Here is a 13,420-nt window from a genome sequence, read left to right as displayed (position 1 = left end):
CGCCGTCCCCCGCGGAGCCCCCCGAACCGCTGCAGGCCGTCACGACCAGGAGCGCCGCGGCGGCCGACGCGGCAACGGGCAGGCCCGGACGGCTTCGTGGGGCTTTCCCGGCGGTGCTCGACGGTTTGCGCGGCATGCTTCCTTCAACCGCCTTCCCTGCGTCCCGGCGAGCGCCGGGCGCGCTCGCTCTCCGACGGGCGGGTAACCCGCCGGAGGCCGGGCATAACCCGCAACCGGGTCAGGAGGGGGTGAGGGGCAGATCGTCGGTGTAGGCGTTGACCGGCGGGGCGATGCGCCGCGTCCCTGCGACGTCGAGAGCGGCCTCCGCCGACCCGGTGCCCAGGCTGCCCTTCGGGTGCCAGGTCCCGGTCACCGCCAGCCAGGTGTTGGCGGGCGGTACGGCTCCCCCGTACATCCGGACCTTGACGGTCTGGGAGTCGGCGGCGCAGCAGGTGAAGATGATCCGGGTCAGGTACCAGCCGCCGCCGTGCGCGGCCGGTGTGACGAAGCCGGTCATCTGCACGGTGCGGTGGCGGATGGCGAGGCCCCGGTCCTGCTGCACCCGGGTGGTGAAGTCGGTGAGCGTCATGGGCAGCGGGGAGGTCGCGGGCAGCGGGTCGAAGCCCTTGCGCACCGTGACCGCCTTGCCGTTGGTCCGCGCCGCCGTGTACGCGCCGAGGGCCGGTGGGACGTAGAGGAGCAGGCTCAGCGCGGGGAGGAACAGCAGCCAGGCGACGCGGGGGGCCCGGGAGTGGTCGTGGCCGTGCGCGTGGTCCTCGTCGTGGGTGTTGCCCCGGTCCAGGACCGCGCTCGCGAGGCCGAGCAGGAGCAGGGTGACGCCGGAGACGATCAGGACGGGGTGGAGTCCCTCCTTGACGTAGCGCAGGTAGAGGTCGGTGAGGAGGGAGACGTGCAGCAGTCCCGCTCCGGTCAGGACCAGCAGCAGGGTCTGGGCGTGGCGTTTCACAGCAGGACGCCTCCGGTCAGCGCGCTCGCGGCGACCGCCACGACGACGGTGGCGGTGGAGAAGCGCCAGGCGAACGCCCGCCCGAAGGTGCCCGCCTGAAGGGAGATCAGCTTCAGGTCGACCATCGGGCCCACCACCAGGAACGCGAGCCGTGCGACGGGCGAGAACCCGGTCAGCGAGGCGGCGACGAAGGCGTCGGCCTCCGAGCACACCGCGAGGACGATGGCCAGCCCGGTCAGGAAGAGCACCGACAGCCAGGGCGAGCCCGAGAAGGTGTCCAGCACCGCTCTCGGCACCGCGACGTTGAAGGTGGCGGCGGCCATCGCGCCGAGCACGAGGAAGCCCCCGGCGTGCAGGAAGTCGTACTGGAATCCGAGACGGAACTCCCGCCAGCGGCTGTGCCCGGCGTGATGACCGCCGTGCCGTACGGCGGGCCGCAGCCACTCCTCCCGGCCCAGCCAGAGCCACAGCCAGCCCATCACGGCGGCGGTGGCGAGCGAGGCCAGCAGCCGGGCGGCGACCATCGCGGGGTTGCCGGGGAAGGCGACGGCGGTGGCGGTGAGCACGACGGGGTTGATCGCAGGCGCGGAGAGCAAGAACGCGAACGCGGCGGCCGGGGTGACACCCCGTCGGATGAGGCTGTTCGCGACGGGCACCGAGGCGCACTCGCAGCCCGGCAGGACCGCGCCCGCCGCGCCGGCCACCGGAACGGCGAGCGCTGGGCGCCGGGGCAGTACCCGGGTGAACAGGTCCGCCGGTACGAAGGCGTTGATCGCACCGGACAGGACCGTGCCCAGGATGAGGAAGGGCAGCGCCTGGACGGTGATGGCGAGGCACACGGTGCGCCAGGCGGCGAGGGCGGGCCCGCTCAGCCACCGGGTCTGCGTCAGGGTCAGCACCACGGCGCCCAGCGCGGCCGCCGTCGCCGCCCCGATCACGACCGACTGCGGCGGCAGGCGGCGAGCGGGGGGAGGGGCCGTCGCGACCACGCCGTCGACCAGTTCATCCGTTCTCACCATGGTCACTCCGGATGTCGGTGTCCTGGCGAAGATAAGCGACGATCACGAAGGGGGCCGGGCGCACACACCTCCGCAATCGGGTGACGGGGACACTGGGACCATGACGACCCCGCTCGCCTCGCACGTCGCGTCCTGGACGCCCGCCCCGGTCACGGACGAGGACGCCCTCTCCCCCGCTCCGGCGGCCGCCCTGTCCGCGCTCCTGGACCTGCCGGAGACGGCCGCGAAGTCCGGCGACACGCTGCCGCCGCTGTGGCAGTGGCTGTACTTCCTGCACTGGCCCGCCCAGCGCGAACTCGGCGCCGACGGCCATCTGCGGGACGGCCGCTTCCTGCCGCCGATCCCCGACCGGCAGCGCATGTTCGCCGGCGGGCGCTGCGAGATCACCGAGCCGCTGCGCCTGGGCGAACCGGCCGAGCGGGTCAGCGGCCTCGGCGCGGTGACGCCCAAGCAGGGCCGCTCCGGCGAACTGCTGTTCGTGACCGAACGTCAGGACTTCCGCCAGCGGGGCCGCCTCTGTCTGGTGGAGGAGCAGGACATCGTCTACCGGTCGGGCCGCGGCGCCGCGGCGCACCCGGCCACGCTGGACGAGCAGACCGCCCCCGAGGCCGAGGGGCCCTGGCGGCTGCGCCTGCACCCGGGAACATCCTTCCTGTTCCGCTTCAGCGCCCTGACCGCGAACGCGCACCGCATCCATTACGACGCCCCGTACTGCCGTGCCGTGGAGGGCTATCCGTCTCTCGTGGTGCACGGCCCGCTGCTGGCCCTGCTGATGCTCGAACTCGTCCGCAGACATGCCCCCGACCGGCAGGTGCGGTCCCTGTCCTACCGGCTGCACCGCCCGGCGTTCGCCGGCGAGCACCTCCTGGCCGACGGCTCCCCCACCGACGACGGGGCCGGTCTGCGCGTCGCCGGCCCCCGGGAGTCCCGGCACGCCACCGCCGAGGTGACCTTCGCACCCGCGTCGGTCGTCAGCCCCGCACACCGCCCGTCATGAGACCGCCGACGATGAAGCGCTGGAAGAGGGCGAAGACGCAGACCACCGGGAGGCTGATGAGGGTGGCGGTGGCCATCAGGGCGCCCCAGGACGTGCCGTGCTGTCCCACGAAGGAGTTGAGCAGCACGGTGACCGGCTGGACGTCCGGGCCTCCGGCGAGGGTGAGGCCGAAGAGGAACTCCCCCCAGGCGATCAGGAAGGACAGTCCGGCCGCCGCGACCACGCCGGGCACCATCAACGGCAGGACCACCCGCAGCAGCACGCCCGGCAGTCCGCACCCGTCGATCTGCGCGGCCTCCTCGAGCTCCGGCGGCACACCGCGCAGCACGGGCCGCAGCACGATCACCGTGAACGGCAGGGTGAGGGTCGTGTCGGCGGCGATCAGCCCCAGGTAGGTGTCGGCGAGTCCGGCCCGGCGTTCGAGGATGAACAGCGGTGCCGCCAGCACGATGGCGGGCGGCAGCTGGGCGACGAGCAGGGCGAGCACCATCGTGCCCGAACCCCGCATCCGGACCCGGGCGAGCGCGTAGGCGAGCGGGACGCCCAGCAGCAGGGTCAGCGAGACCACCCCGGAGGAGATGACCAGGCTGTTGAGCAGCGCCCGGGTCAGTCCGGCGTACCCCAGTGCCGTCGCGTAGTTCCGGCCGGTGAGGGGGGTGGGGGCCCACTGCGGTGTCGGGCTCAGGATGCGGTCCGGGCGCGTGAGGCTGGTCTTCGCCATCCAGTAGACCGGCAGCAGGAAGGCCGCGGTGACGACGGTGGCGAGGGCGGTGAGCAGCCAGGGACGGCGGGGCGGTCTCATACGGCGCCTCCGGCCGGCGTCTCATCCTCGCGCCGCAGCCGTCGTACGTAGAACACGCCCGCGAGCAGCGGCACCACGAGCAGCAGCAGGCCGGCGGCGGCGCCCTGGCCGAAGCGGAAGGAGGTGAAGAAGACCTCGTAGACGTAGAGGGAGAGCACCCGGGTGGCGTCGACGGGCCCGCCGCCCGTCATCACGAAGACGATGTCGAAGACCTTGAAGGTGTAGAGGAGGCCGAGCAGGAGGACCGTCACCGAGACCGGGCGCATCAGCGGGAGGGTGATGTGACGGAAGCGCTGCCAGGCGCCCGCGCCGTCGATGGCGGCGGCCTCGTAGAGCTCGGGGTCGATGGTGTGCAGGCCGACCAGGAGCAGCAGCATGTTGAAGGGCACGCCGACCCAGACGTTGGCGAAGATCACCCCCGCGAGGGAGGTGGACGGGTCGGTGAGCCAGTCGTGTCCGAGGCCGCCCAGACCCACGGCGGCGAGCAGGGCGTTGTAGGCGCCCGACTCCGCGTCCAGCATCCAGCGGAAGAGGGTGCCGCTGACGACCGGAGGCAGCAGCCAGGCGACGAGGAGCAGCGAGCGCAGCAGGCCGTTGAAAGGGAAGGGGCGGGCGAAGAGCAGGGCGAGGGCGAAGCCGAGGGTGAACTGCAGCAGCAGGGAGCCCAGGGTGAAGATCAGCGAGAGGCGCACGGCGTGCCAGAACGCCGGGTCGTCGAGGACGGCGCGGTAGTTGTCCAGACCGTTGAACCGTTCGGCCCCGCCGAGCAGTTGGCCGAGGTCGACGTCGTGGACAGAGGTCCACACGGTGTAGCAGAGCGGGTAGGCCAGGAACAGGGCGAGGAAGGTCATCCCCGGCAGACAGAACAGGTAGCCCGCACGGCGCCGGCGCGCGGAGGGGAAAGGGCTCGGTTTCACTGCTTGCCCAGCGCTTTGTCGATCCTGACGGCCGCCGTCCTCGCGGCGCCGGACGGCGAGGCGGCCCCGGTGAACACCGCCTGCTCCGCCTCGGCGACGGCCTGCGAGGCGTCGGCGTAGTGCGGGCCGTACTGGCGGGGACGGGCCAGGGGGAGCTGGCTGAGGAACAGGCGCAGGGCCGGGTCGGAGGCCCAGGTGCCCTGGTCGGCCAGGTCCTTGCGGGACGGCAGGTCCCCGAACGACACCAGGTACGGCACCAGCACCGAGGGGCGCTGGGTGTACTCCAGCACCTCCCAGGCCTTGTCGATGTGTCTGCTTGTCGCCGTCACGACCCAGTTCTCGCCGCCCAGGCAGGTGGCGGCCTCCCGGTCGCGGGGCAGCGGGACGACGTCCCAGTCGAAGGACGCCTTCTTCAGGGTGGGGATCTGCCAGGGTCCGTTGATCTGCAGGGCGGCGCGTTGGTTCAGGAAACGGGTGTTGACGTCCTGCTGGGTCCAGCCGACGCACTGTTCGGACAGGGAGCCCTTGGCGATCAGGTCGTGGAGGAAGGAGAGGGCGGTGGCGCCGTAGGTGCCGAAGGTGTCGAGGTCGCCGCCCGACTGCCACAGGAACGGCAGGAACTGGAAGACGCCCTCCTCCGTCCTGATCGCGCTCAGCGCCAGTCCGTAGCGGTCCCCGCTGGCCAGCCGGTGGGCGGTGGAGGCCAGTTCGTCCCAGGTGGTGGGGGGCCGCACTCCGGCGGACTTGAGCATCCGGGTGTTGCAGTACAGGGCGAGGCAGTTGCTGTTGTTGGGGATGCCGAGGGTCTTTCCGCCGACCTGGCAGCCGTCCCAGGGGCCTTTGTAGTACTGGTCGGCCTGTCCCCACTTCGCGACCCGGCTCGTGAGGTCGGCCAGCAGGTGGTTGCCGCCGAGGGTGTTCATGGCGACGTTGTCGACGATGGCGATGTCGGGGAGGTCGCCGGAGATCGCGGCCAGGGCGAGCTGGCGGTCGAGCTCGGCGAAGGGGAAGGTCCGACGCTCGATCTTCACGTCCGGTACGCCCGACTCGATGTCCGCGATCAGACGGTTCATGCCGGGCTGGAAGTTGTCCAGGGTGAAGTAGTCCCACCAGGTGAGGGTGACGGGGCCGGAGGAGCCGGAGCCGCAGGAGGCCAGCGCGCCGCCCAGGGCGGCCGTGGCCGCGGCTGCGCCCGCGGCGCGCAGGAGGCCGCGGCGGTCGACGGAGTACGACATGTTCTGCTCCCTGGGGTGGACGAACGGGCACAGAAACCGACGTATCAGAAATCCAGGTCGAAATCGGGGAACTCCGGCTCGGGTTCCGAGCCCGGCACCGGCCGGCAGTACCCGGTACTCGCGCGGAGGGTGATCAGGGGTTTGAGCAGGACGTGCCGGGGACGAGCCTCCGGCGTCGTCAGCCGCCGCACCATCAGCTCGACGGCGACCCGGCTCATCTCCTTGGCGGGGATCTCGGCCGCGGTGAGCGGCGGCGTGACCTGTTCGGCCCAGGGGCTGGCCGCCACGCCGACGACGGAGAAGTCGCGCGGCACACTGCGGCCGTGCCGGGTCAGTCCCCGGTAGATGCCCTCCAGGGCCGCCTCGTTCTGGGTGACCAGGGACGTGGTCGCCGGGTCGTCGCGCAGGATCCGTTCGACCACCTCCTCCCCCGAGGCGAGGTCGTCCCCGCACAGGTAGGCGCGGGGTGTGAGCAGCAGCCGCTTCATCGCCTCGGTGTAGCCCTCGTCGCCGAGCCGCGCGAAGCCGTAGCCGCTGTCGAACAGCTCCGCCGACCGGTTGACGAAGGCGATCCTGCTGTGGCCGAGGTCGGCGAGGTGCTGCACACAGCCGGCGGCCAGCCCGGCGAAGTCGAGGTCGACCCAGCCGGCCTTGTCGGCGAGGTGGTTGCGGCCGATGGCGACGAAGGGGAAGCCCGAGTCGGCCAGATACGCCACCCGGTCGTCCTCTCGGCGGATCTCCATGACGATCACGCCGTCCACCAGCCGCCCGCCGACCATCCGCTGGAACGAGGGGTCGGTGCGGCTGCCGGCGGGTGAGAGCAGCAGGTCGTAGCCGTGTGCGGCGGCGGTCTCGGCCACCCCGCCGACGAAGGCGAGCTGCATCGTCGTGTACGTCCGCTGCCGGCCGGCCGGCGGATACAGCAGCCCGAGCAGGTGCGTTCCGCCGGCGGACCCTCCGGTGCGCCGTGCCGTCACGTCCTCCGTGCGCTCTGCCATGGTCAGCCGGCCGGGAGGGGTTGTTCCGCCCAGATGGTCTTGCCCAGGGGACTCTGCCGGGTTCCCCAGCCCTGGGTGAGCTGGGCGACCATGTGCAGACCGCGCCCGCCCTCGTCGTAGGTGCGGGCCCGGCGCAGATGCGGGGCGGTGTTGCTGGCGTCGGACACCTCGCAGATCAGGGTCCGGTCCCGGATCAGCCTCAGCCCGATGGGGACGGCGCCGTAGCGGATGGCGTTGGTGACCAGCTCGCTCACCACCAGCTCGGTGACGAAGGCCGCCTCCTCCAGTCCCCAGACGGCGAGCTGCCGGGAGACCTGGGCCCGCGCGTCGGCCACGACCGACGGGTCGGAGGGCAGGGACCAGGCGGCGACCTGGTCGGCGTGCAGGGCCCGGGTCCGCACCAGGAGCAGCGCCACGTCGTCGGCGGGGGAGTCGGGCAGCAGCGCCTTGAGGATGGCGTCGCAGGTCACGTCCAGCGAGGGCACGGGCCGGGACAGCGCGTCGCACAGCCGGTCGAGCCCGAGGCCCACGTCACGGTCGCGCGCCTCGATCAGGCCGTCGGTGCAGAAGGCCAGCAGACTGCCCTCGGGCAGCTCCAGTTCGGTCGTCTCGAAGGGCAGACCGCCGACGCCGAGCAGCGGGCCGGGGGTGAGCCGGACCAGCTCGACCGTGCCGTCCGGGAGGAGCACGGCGGGCGGGATGTGGCCGGCGCTGGCGAAGGTGCACACCCGGGAGACCGGGTCGTAGACGGCGTACAGGCAGGTGGCGCCGATCTCGCCGCTGACGAAGTACGGCTCGTCCACGGCGACGTCCTCCCTGTCGGAGGAGAGATGGGCGACCAGGTCGTCGAGGTGGGTGAGGAGCTCGTCCGGGGGCAGGTCCACGTCCGCGAGGGTGCGTACGGCGGTGCGCAGCCGGCCCATGGTGGCGGAGGCGTGGATGCCGTGCCCGACGACGTCCCCGACCACCAGTCCGACCCGGGTGCCCGACAGCGGCACGACGTCGAACCAGTCGCCGCCGACCCCGGCCCCCGACCCGGCCGGCAGATAGCGGTACGCCACCTCGACGGCGGCCTGCCGGGGCAGGTCCCGGGGCAGGAGACTGCGCTGGAGGGTGAGGGCGTTGGTGCGTTCGCGGGTGTAGCGGCGCGCGTTGTCCACGCCGACCGCGGTCCGCCCGGCGAGTTCCTCGGCGAGGATCAGGTCGTCCGGCTCGAAGGGCGGGGAGTCGCCGATCCGGGCGAAGACGGCGACTCCGAGGGTGATGCCCCGGGCCCGCAGCGGTGTCGCCATCACCGAGTGGAAGCCGTACTCCTCGTTGCGGGCGGTGCGTGCCTCGTGCCCGGCGAGCCAGCGGGCGAAGTCGGGGTCGCCCGCGCCGGTGAGCACCGGCCGCCCGCCGGCCAGCGCGCGGGCGGGCGGCGAGAACGGGGGGTAGGTGTCGATCCCGCCGAGGTCGATGGCGGCCTCGGGCACACCCGTGCCCTCGGCGGCGGACTGGTGCGCGGCCCGGCGCAGCGCCACGGCCGCGTCCACCGGCCCGGGTACGGGCTCCTCGCCCCGCAGGACGGAGTCGAGCAGGTCCACGCTGACGAAGTCGGCGAGCCGCGGGACGGCGAGGTCGGCGAGTTCCTGGGCGGTGCGGGTGACGTTCAGGGTGGTGCCGACGCAGACGCCCGCCTCCTGCAGCAGGGCCAGCCGCTCCCGGGCCGCGTGCTGCTCGCTGCTGTCGAAGGCGGCGGTGCCGACGCCGACGACCTCGCCGGTGGCGGGGTCCCGCACCGGCCACAGTTCGATGACCCAGGCGCGGTGCCGGACGGGCGCGGAGGCGGGCTCCGGGACGAGGCGTTCGTACCGCGTCGACCTGCCCTCCTCGGCGACGCGGCGCACACAGCGCAGGAAGCCCTCCTCGCCGTCGCCGGCCTCGGCACCCGCCGCGTCCTCCTCGGCGGCGGCCGCGTTGAGGTGCCAGGAGCCGGAGGCCGTGCTGTGGGCGGAGAGTCCGACCGACGCCTGGTCGAACGCCCACTCCACCATCCTCCGGTCCCGATCCGAGGCCGCGGACGAGGTGGCGACGGTCACCACGAACCCCTGCGGCCTGCCGTCACGGTCCAGCGACGGATGGGCGTGCAGGGTGACGTCGACGCGGTGACCGTCCCGGTGCCGCAGCGCCGCCGTACCGCTCCACTCCTCGGAGCCCAGGAGCGCGAGACCGCTCGCCCCGGGAGCCTGCCGGCCGAGGAGCAGTTCGGCGGCGGCGCGTCCCACGACCTCGGGTGCGCGGTGGCCGAGCAGCCGCCGCGCACCCTCGCTCCAGCCCGTGACGGTGCCGTCGCGGTCGAGGGTCACTGTCGCGACATCGGTTGACCACCCGCTGTGACCGCTTCCTTGGACATAAGTGGCCATTCTTGCTCTATTCGCGCGCTGAGGTTCCTCAAAGACCCAGCGTGCGCGTCCGACAGGATTCGGACAAGTCAGAGCGCGGGGGTGTGCTCGATGCGGACGGCGTCCAGGGAGCGCGGGTCCAGACCGAGCAGACGCAGGATCGTCGGGGCGATCTGCGTGGTGCGCACCGGACGGCTGACGCGGACACCGTGGGGCGTCGCGGCTCCGGAGACGACCAGGGGGACGTCGAGGTCGTCGGCGTGGGCGCCGCCGTGCTCGGCGATCTTCTTCTTGCCGCCGGTGTAGACGACGCCGTACTGGGTGATGCCGAACAGGTCGGGCACCCGGGAGTCGCCGGGCTCGACGTGGAAGTAGCGGGCGGCGGCCGCTCCCGCGTACACGGTCTTCAGACCGCCGGCCGTGAAGGGCTTGGCCTCGCCGTCGATGCCGTTGCCGGTGCCCGACTGGGCGAGCAGGTAGGCCTTGGCGAAGTCGGTGGCGGCCCGGGAGCGGTCGGTGAGCCACAGGAGCATGGCGTCGTCGTCGACGGCGTGGGCGACCAGGTCTCCCGCGCCCGGGTGGGCGCTCTTCCAGGCGGCGTTGAGGCCGTCGAGGAGGGGGCCGTCGTCGATGCGGGTGAGCGCCGAGGGGTCGGTGGGCGACTGTCCGTGCTTGGAGGACAGGATCACCGTGGTGCTGGAGGCCAGGTGGCGCTTGCGGAGCTCGCCGAGGAAGGCGCCGATCTGCCGGTCGACGTAGGCGAGGTTCTTCGCCAGCAGCGGGCCGGGGACGCCCTTGCTCGTGTAGCCGCCGGTCAGGCCGTCGGAGGCGGGCAGTTTCTGGGCGGTCGAGACGGACTGGAAGTTCATGCCGAACACCGCGGGGGTGCCGACCTTGTGGGTGCGGCTGTGGTCGTAGCCGTCGATCTCGTTGAGGACGGCCTTCACCTTGTAGCCGTCGTACTGCTCGGTGGCCGCGTTGTCCTTGGTCCAGTCATCGCCCGCCGGGTAGCCGATGGCGGTGCTGTTGATCTCGGGGGCGAACAGGTCCTGGATGCCGTTGCCGGAGGGGCCGCCGAGGATCTCGTAGGCGACGTGCTTGTCGGACCAGGCGGTGCGCAGACCGGCCTTGCGGGCCACGTCGAAGACCGTGTTCACCTTCAGGTACGCGTGCGGGTAGACCGGCTTGCAGGTCTTGGGGTCGACCGGCAGCTTCGACGGGTCGATGAGGCTCGCGGCCTTCCCGGTCATCCTCAGGATGCTGCCGGGCAGACCGGCGAGGCCCTGACCCGCGTCGATGGAGTCCTTGTTCTTGTCGAGGTCCTCGGTGAGGTCGACCTCGACGCCGGGCTTGACGCCCGCGCAGCTGGTGGTGCCGGCCGGCAGCAGGGCGTTGCTGTAGGTGTCGTCGTAGTAGACGCCGGTGACGCCGGGGTCGCCGCCGGTGACCTGGCCGACCATGCCGGGGAAGGAGTCGGAGGGGACGGTCGTTCTGGCGTGGGTGTACTCCACTCCCCCGGCGGTGAGTCGGGCCAGCGCGGAGTCGGGGTGCCGGGCGACGTACCAGGCGAGGTCGGACTGGTGCAGGCCGTCGACGGACAGGAGCAGGACGTGCCGCGCCGTGGCGGGGTGGGCCGCGGCAGGTGCGGCCACGGTGACGGTGAGCGCGCCGACGGCGGCGAGCGCGGCGGCCGCCGCGGTGACGGTGCGGGCGGGACGGACGGGACCTCGTGGCATGGTGCCTCTCCTCAAAGCCGTGCGGGCGCAGGAAGGTCTGCGGACCGTGCACCGACATGGCAGTGGCCGAAAATGTACGGCGCCCGACGCCCGCACCCGCTCCTGCCCAAGAAAGGGCTCAGCGGGAGCAAAGGAACGGCCCGCCGGGACACGCCGCCGAACGGCCTATCCGCCCGGTCCGTAAATAAGTTGGGCATAACGTGCCGAATATGAAGAAACTCCATATCGCCTATCTGGCGTGCACCGCCGCGATCGTCGGGACGGGCCTCGGTGCCGCCCCGTCGGCCGCCGGCCACATGATCCAGACGGTCCGTCCGGGAGAGTCCATCCAGAAGGCGGTGGACGCCGCCCGGCCCGGCGACACCGTCCTGGTGCTGCCCGGCGTCTACCACGAGAGCGTCAAGGTGACGACGGCCGACATCACCCTGCGCGGCGTGGGCCGGCGGACGGTGATCGAGCCGGGCACCAAGAAGGCCGGCGACCGCTGCTCCGAGAACGGCAACGGCATCTGCGTCGTGGGCGCCAAGGACCGCAGCCTCAAGGGCGTCACCGTCGCCTCCCTGACGGTCGGCGGCTTCACCGGCAGCGGTGTCTTCGCCATGGGCACCGACGGTCTGACGGTGCGTAACGTGTCCGCGCTGAACAACGGGGTCTGGGGCATCGCCCAGGAGCGTTCGGTCCGCAGCGTGCTGCGGGGCAACACCGTCAGCGGCAGCGGCGACGCGGGCATCTTCCTCGCCAACACGATCACGGCCGAGAGGGGCGCCACGGACACCGAGGGCACCCGGGTGGTGGGCAACCGGCTGCAGGGCAACCGCGTCGGCGTGACCGTGCGCCGACTGCGCGACCTGCGGGTCGACCGCAACTACCTCACCGGCAACTGCGTGGGCGTGTTCGTCGTCGGCGACGAGAACAAGCCCAAGGCCGGGGACCTCACCGTGCGTCAGAACCGCATCGTCGCCAACAACAAGTCCTGCCCGAAGACCGCCCGGCTGCCCGCCCTGCAGGGCTCCGGCATCGTCCTGACCGGCGCCGAGAAGACCCTGGTCGCGAACAACGAGATCCGCGACAACGCCGGCACCTCCCCGCTGTCGGGCGGCATCGTGCTGTTCAAGAGCTTCGTCGGCACCACCAGCGACGACAACCGGATCACCGGCAACCGCCTGTCCGGCAACGCGCCCGCCGACCTGGTCAACTCCGACCCCGGCAAGGGCAACACCTTCGAGAGCAACACCTGCCGGGCGTCCAAGCCCGCGGGCCTGTGCTGAGCGGGCCCCGCTCCCCCGTCCCAGCTCCCATCACACCAAGGAAGGCAGGCGGCGCATGACGACCGCACAGACCGCCCCACCGCCGTCGATGCGGCTGAGGGAACTCGTGTTCGGGGCGGCGTGTGCCGCCGCCCTCCGCGCGTCCGCCCGGCTGGGCGTCCCCGACGCGCTCGGTGACGACCCCATGTCCGTGGAGGACCTGGCGGCCGCGGTGAAGACCGAACCCCGCCCGCTGCGACGGCTGTTGCGGGCCCTGTCCTGCTACGGCGTCTTCGCCGAACGGCCGGACGGCACCTTCGCGCACACCGAGATGTCCCGGCTGCTGCGCGAGGACGACCCGAACAGCCTGCGCTACATCGCCCTGTGGTGCACCGAGCCGTGGACCTGGGACGCCTGGCCCAAGCTGGACGAGGCGGTGCGCACCGGGAAGAACGTCGTGCAGGAGCTGTACGGCAAGGAGTTCTTCCCTTACCTCAACGAGGACGCCCCGGAGTCCGCGGACGTCTTCAACCGGGCGATGACCACCTCCAGCGAGCAGTCGGCGCGGGACGTGGCGGCGCTGCTGGACCTGTCCGGCAGCGCGTCGATGGCGGACATCGGCGGCGGGCAGGGCCACGTGGTGGCGAGCCTGCTCGACAAGTACCCGTCGATGCAGGGCAGTCTGCTGGACCTGCCCAGGGTGGTGGAGAACGCGGTGGCGCGGCTGCGGCCGGGCGGCGACCTCGCCGACCGGGTGCGGATCGTTCCCGGTGACGTCCGGGAGGCCGTGCCGGTGCGGGCCGACGTCTACATCATCAAGAACATCCTGGAGTGGGACGACGACAGCACCGCACGCACCCTGCGCAACGTCATCGAGGCCGGTGGGCCGGGTACGCGGGTCGTGGTGATCGAGAACCTCGTCGACGACACCCCGTCGATGCGGTTCAGCACCGCGATGGACCTGTTGCTGCTGCTCAACGTCGGCGGGGCGAAGCACACCACCGACAGCATGGTCGGACGGCTGACCGCCGCCGGGCTGGTCGTCGACGACATCAGCCCGGTCAACCCCTATCTGCACGCGTTCGACTGCCACGTGCCGGGGTGAACCGCCCTCACAA

At 72.2% G+C, this 13,420-nt stretch carries 11 protein-coding genes; 3 read left to right on the top strand and 8 right to left on the bottom strand.

Annotated elements, in window-relative coordinates; all coding sequences use genetic code 11:
* Positions 1-238 precede the first annotated feature (238 nt).
* Both GRC12_RS02465 and GRC12_RS02460 read right to left on the bottom strand, forming a co-directional pair.
* Positions 239-967: a TIGR03943 family putative permease subunit gene (locus GRC12_RS02465; RefSeq protein WP_208776945.1), complete on the bottom strand. Its 729-nt coding sequence runs from the start codon at positions 965-967 to the stop codon at positions 239-241.
* Positions 964-1,986, bottom strand: a complete 1,023-nt coding sequence (locus GRC12_RS02460) for a permease (protein WP_208776944.1) — start codon at positions 1,984-1,986, stop codon at positions 964-966. Before GRC12_RS02460 ends, GRC12_RS02465 begins: the two co-directional genes overlap by 4 nt.
* Positions 1,987-2,086: 100 nt before the next feature.
* Here GRC12_RS02460 and GRC12_RS02455 point away from each other — a divergent pair, with 100 nt between their 5' ends.
* Positions 2,087-2,983 (top strand): hypothetical protein, encoded by an 897-nt coding sequence (locus GRC12_RS02455; protein ID WP_208776943.1) that lies wholly within the window; start codon positions 2,087-2,089, stop codon positions 2,981-2,983.
* On the opposite strand, the gene GRC12_RS02450 is transcribed toward GRC12_RS02455, so the two are convergent.
* From GRC12_RS02450 to GRC12_RS02425, 6 genes are all read right to left on the bottom strand, one after another.
* On the bottom strand, positions 2,958-3,785 hold the full coding sequence (locus GRC12_RS02450; protein WP_208776942.1) for a carbohydrate ABC transporter permease: 828 nt from the start codon (positions 3,783-3,785) through the stop codon (positions 2,958-2,960). The two genes, GRC12_RS02455 and GRC12_RS02450, sit on opposite strands and share 26 nt — an antisense overlap.
* On the bottom strand, positions 3,782-4,636 hold the full coding sequence (locus GRC12_RS02445) for a carbohydrate ABC transporter permease (RefSeq protein WP_208776941.1): 855 nt from the start codon (positions 4,634-4,636) through the stop codon (positions 3,782-3,784). Before GRC12_RS02445 ends, GRC12_RS02450 begins: the two co-directional genes overlap by 4 nt.
* A 62-nt stretch (positions 4,637-4,698) precedes the next feature.
* Positions 4,699-5,937 (bottom strand): sugar ABC transporter substrate-binding protein, encoded by a 1,239-nt coding sequence (locus GRC12_RS02440; protein ID WP_208776940.1) that lies wholly within the window; start codon positions 5,935-5,937, stop codon positions 4,699-4,701.
* A gap of 44 nt (positions 5,938-5,981) precedes the next feature.
* Complete coding sequence (locus GRC12_RS02435; protein WP_208776939.1) at positions 5,982-6,935, bottom strand: substrate-binding domain-containing protein; 954 nt, start codon at positions 6,933-6,935, stop codon at positions 5,982-5,984.
* Between the two features lie 2 nt (positions 6,936-6,937).
* A complete protein-coding gene (locus GRC12_RS02430; protein ID WP_208776938.1) occupies positions 6,938-9,340 on the bottom strand; it encodes an ATP-binding SpoIIE family protein phosphatase in 2,403 nt (800 codons plus the stop codon).
* A 68-nt stretch (positions 9,341-9,408) separates the two neighbouring features.
* A complete protein-coding gene (locus tag GRC12_RS02425) occupies positions 9,409-11,055 on the bottom strand; it encodes an alkaline phosphatase family protein (RefSeq protein ID WP_208776937.1) in 1,647 nt (548 codons plus the stop codon).
* A gap of 209 nt (positions 11,056-11,264) precedes the next feature.
* Here GRC12_RS02425 and GRC12_RS02420 point away from each other — a divergent pair, with 209 nt between their 5' ends.
* Positions 11,265-12,323: a right-handed parallel beta-helix repeat-containing protein gene (locus GRC12_RS02420; protein ID WP_208776936.1), complete on the top strand. Its 1,059-nt coding sequence runs from the start codon at positions 11,265-11,267 to the stop codon at positions 12,321-12,323.
* A gap of 55 nt (positions 12,324-12,378) precedes the next feature.
* Complete coding sequence (locus tag GRC12_RS02415) at positions 12,379-13,407, top strand: methyltransferase (protein ID WP_208776935.1); 1,029 nt, start codon at positions 12,379-12,381, stop codon at positions 13,405-13,407.
* The last annotated feature ends 13 nt before the right edge of the window (positions 13,408-13,420 follow it).

Source organism: Streptomyces griseorubiginosus (assembly GCF_017614965.1).
Lineage (GTDB): Bacteria > Actinomycetota > Actinomycetes > Streptomycetales > Streptomycetaceae > Streptomyces > Streptomyces griseorubiginosus_B.
The sequence above is the reverse complement of the archived record's forward strand: the minus strand, read 5'-3'. Positions and strand labels throughout refer to the sequence as shown.

Excerpts from the sequence above, each read along its gene's own strand:
- GRC12_RS02460 (WP_208776944.1), bottom strand. The coding sequence starts at position 1,986 with ATGGTGAGAACGGATGAACTGGTCGACGGCGTGGTCGCGACGGCCCCT.
- GRC12_RS02455 (WP_208776943.1), top strand. The coding sequence starts at position 2,087 with ATGACGACCCCGCTCGCCTCGCACGTCGCGTCCTGGACGCCCGCCCCG.
- GRC12_RS02450 (WP_208776942.1), bottom strand. The coding sequence starts at position 3,785 with ATGAGACCGCCCCGCCGTCCCTGGCTGCTCACCGCCCTCGCCACCGTC.
- GRC12_RS02445 (WP_208776941.1), bottom strand. The coding sequence starts at position 4,636 with ATGACCTTCCTCGCCCTGTTCCTGGCCTACCCGCTCTGCTACACCGTG.
- GRC12_RS02440 (WP_208776940.1), bottom strand. The coding sequence starts at position 5,937 with ATGTCGTACTCCGTCGACCGCCGCGGCCTCCTGCGCGCCGCGGGCGCA.
- GRC12_RS02435 (WP_208776939.1), bottom strand. The coding sequence starts at position 6,935 with ATGGCAGAGCGCACGGAGGACGTGACGGCACGGCGCACCGGAGGGTCC.
- GRC12_RS02430 (WP_208776938.1), bottom strand. The coding sequence starts at position 9,340 with ATGGCCACTTATGTCCAAGGAAGCGGTCACAGCGGGTGGTCAACCGAT.
- GRC12_RS02425 (WP_208776937.1), bottom strand. The coding sequence starts at position 11,055 with ATGCCACGAGGTCCCGTCCGTCCCGCCCGCACCGTCACCGCGGCGGCC.
- GRC12_RS02420 (WP_208776936.1), top strand. The coding sequence starts at position 11,265 with ATGAAGAAACTCCATATCGCCTATCTGGCGTGCACCGCCGCGATCGTC.
- GRC12_RS02415 (WP_208776935.1), top strand. The coding sequence starts at position 12,379 with ATGACGACCGCACAGACCGCCCCACCGCCGTCGATGCGGCTGAGGGAA.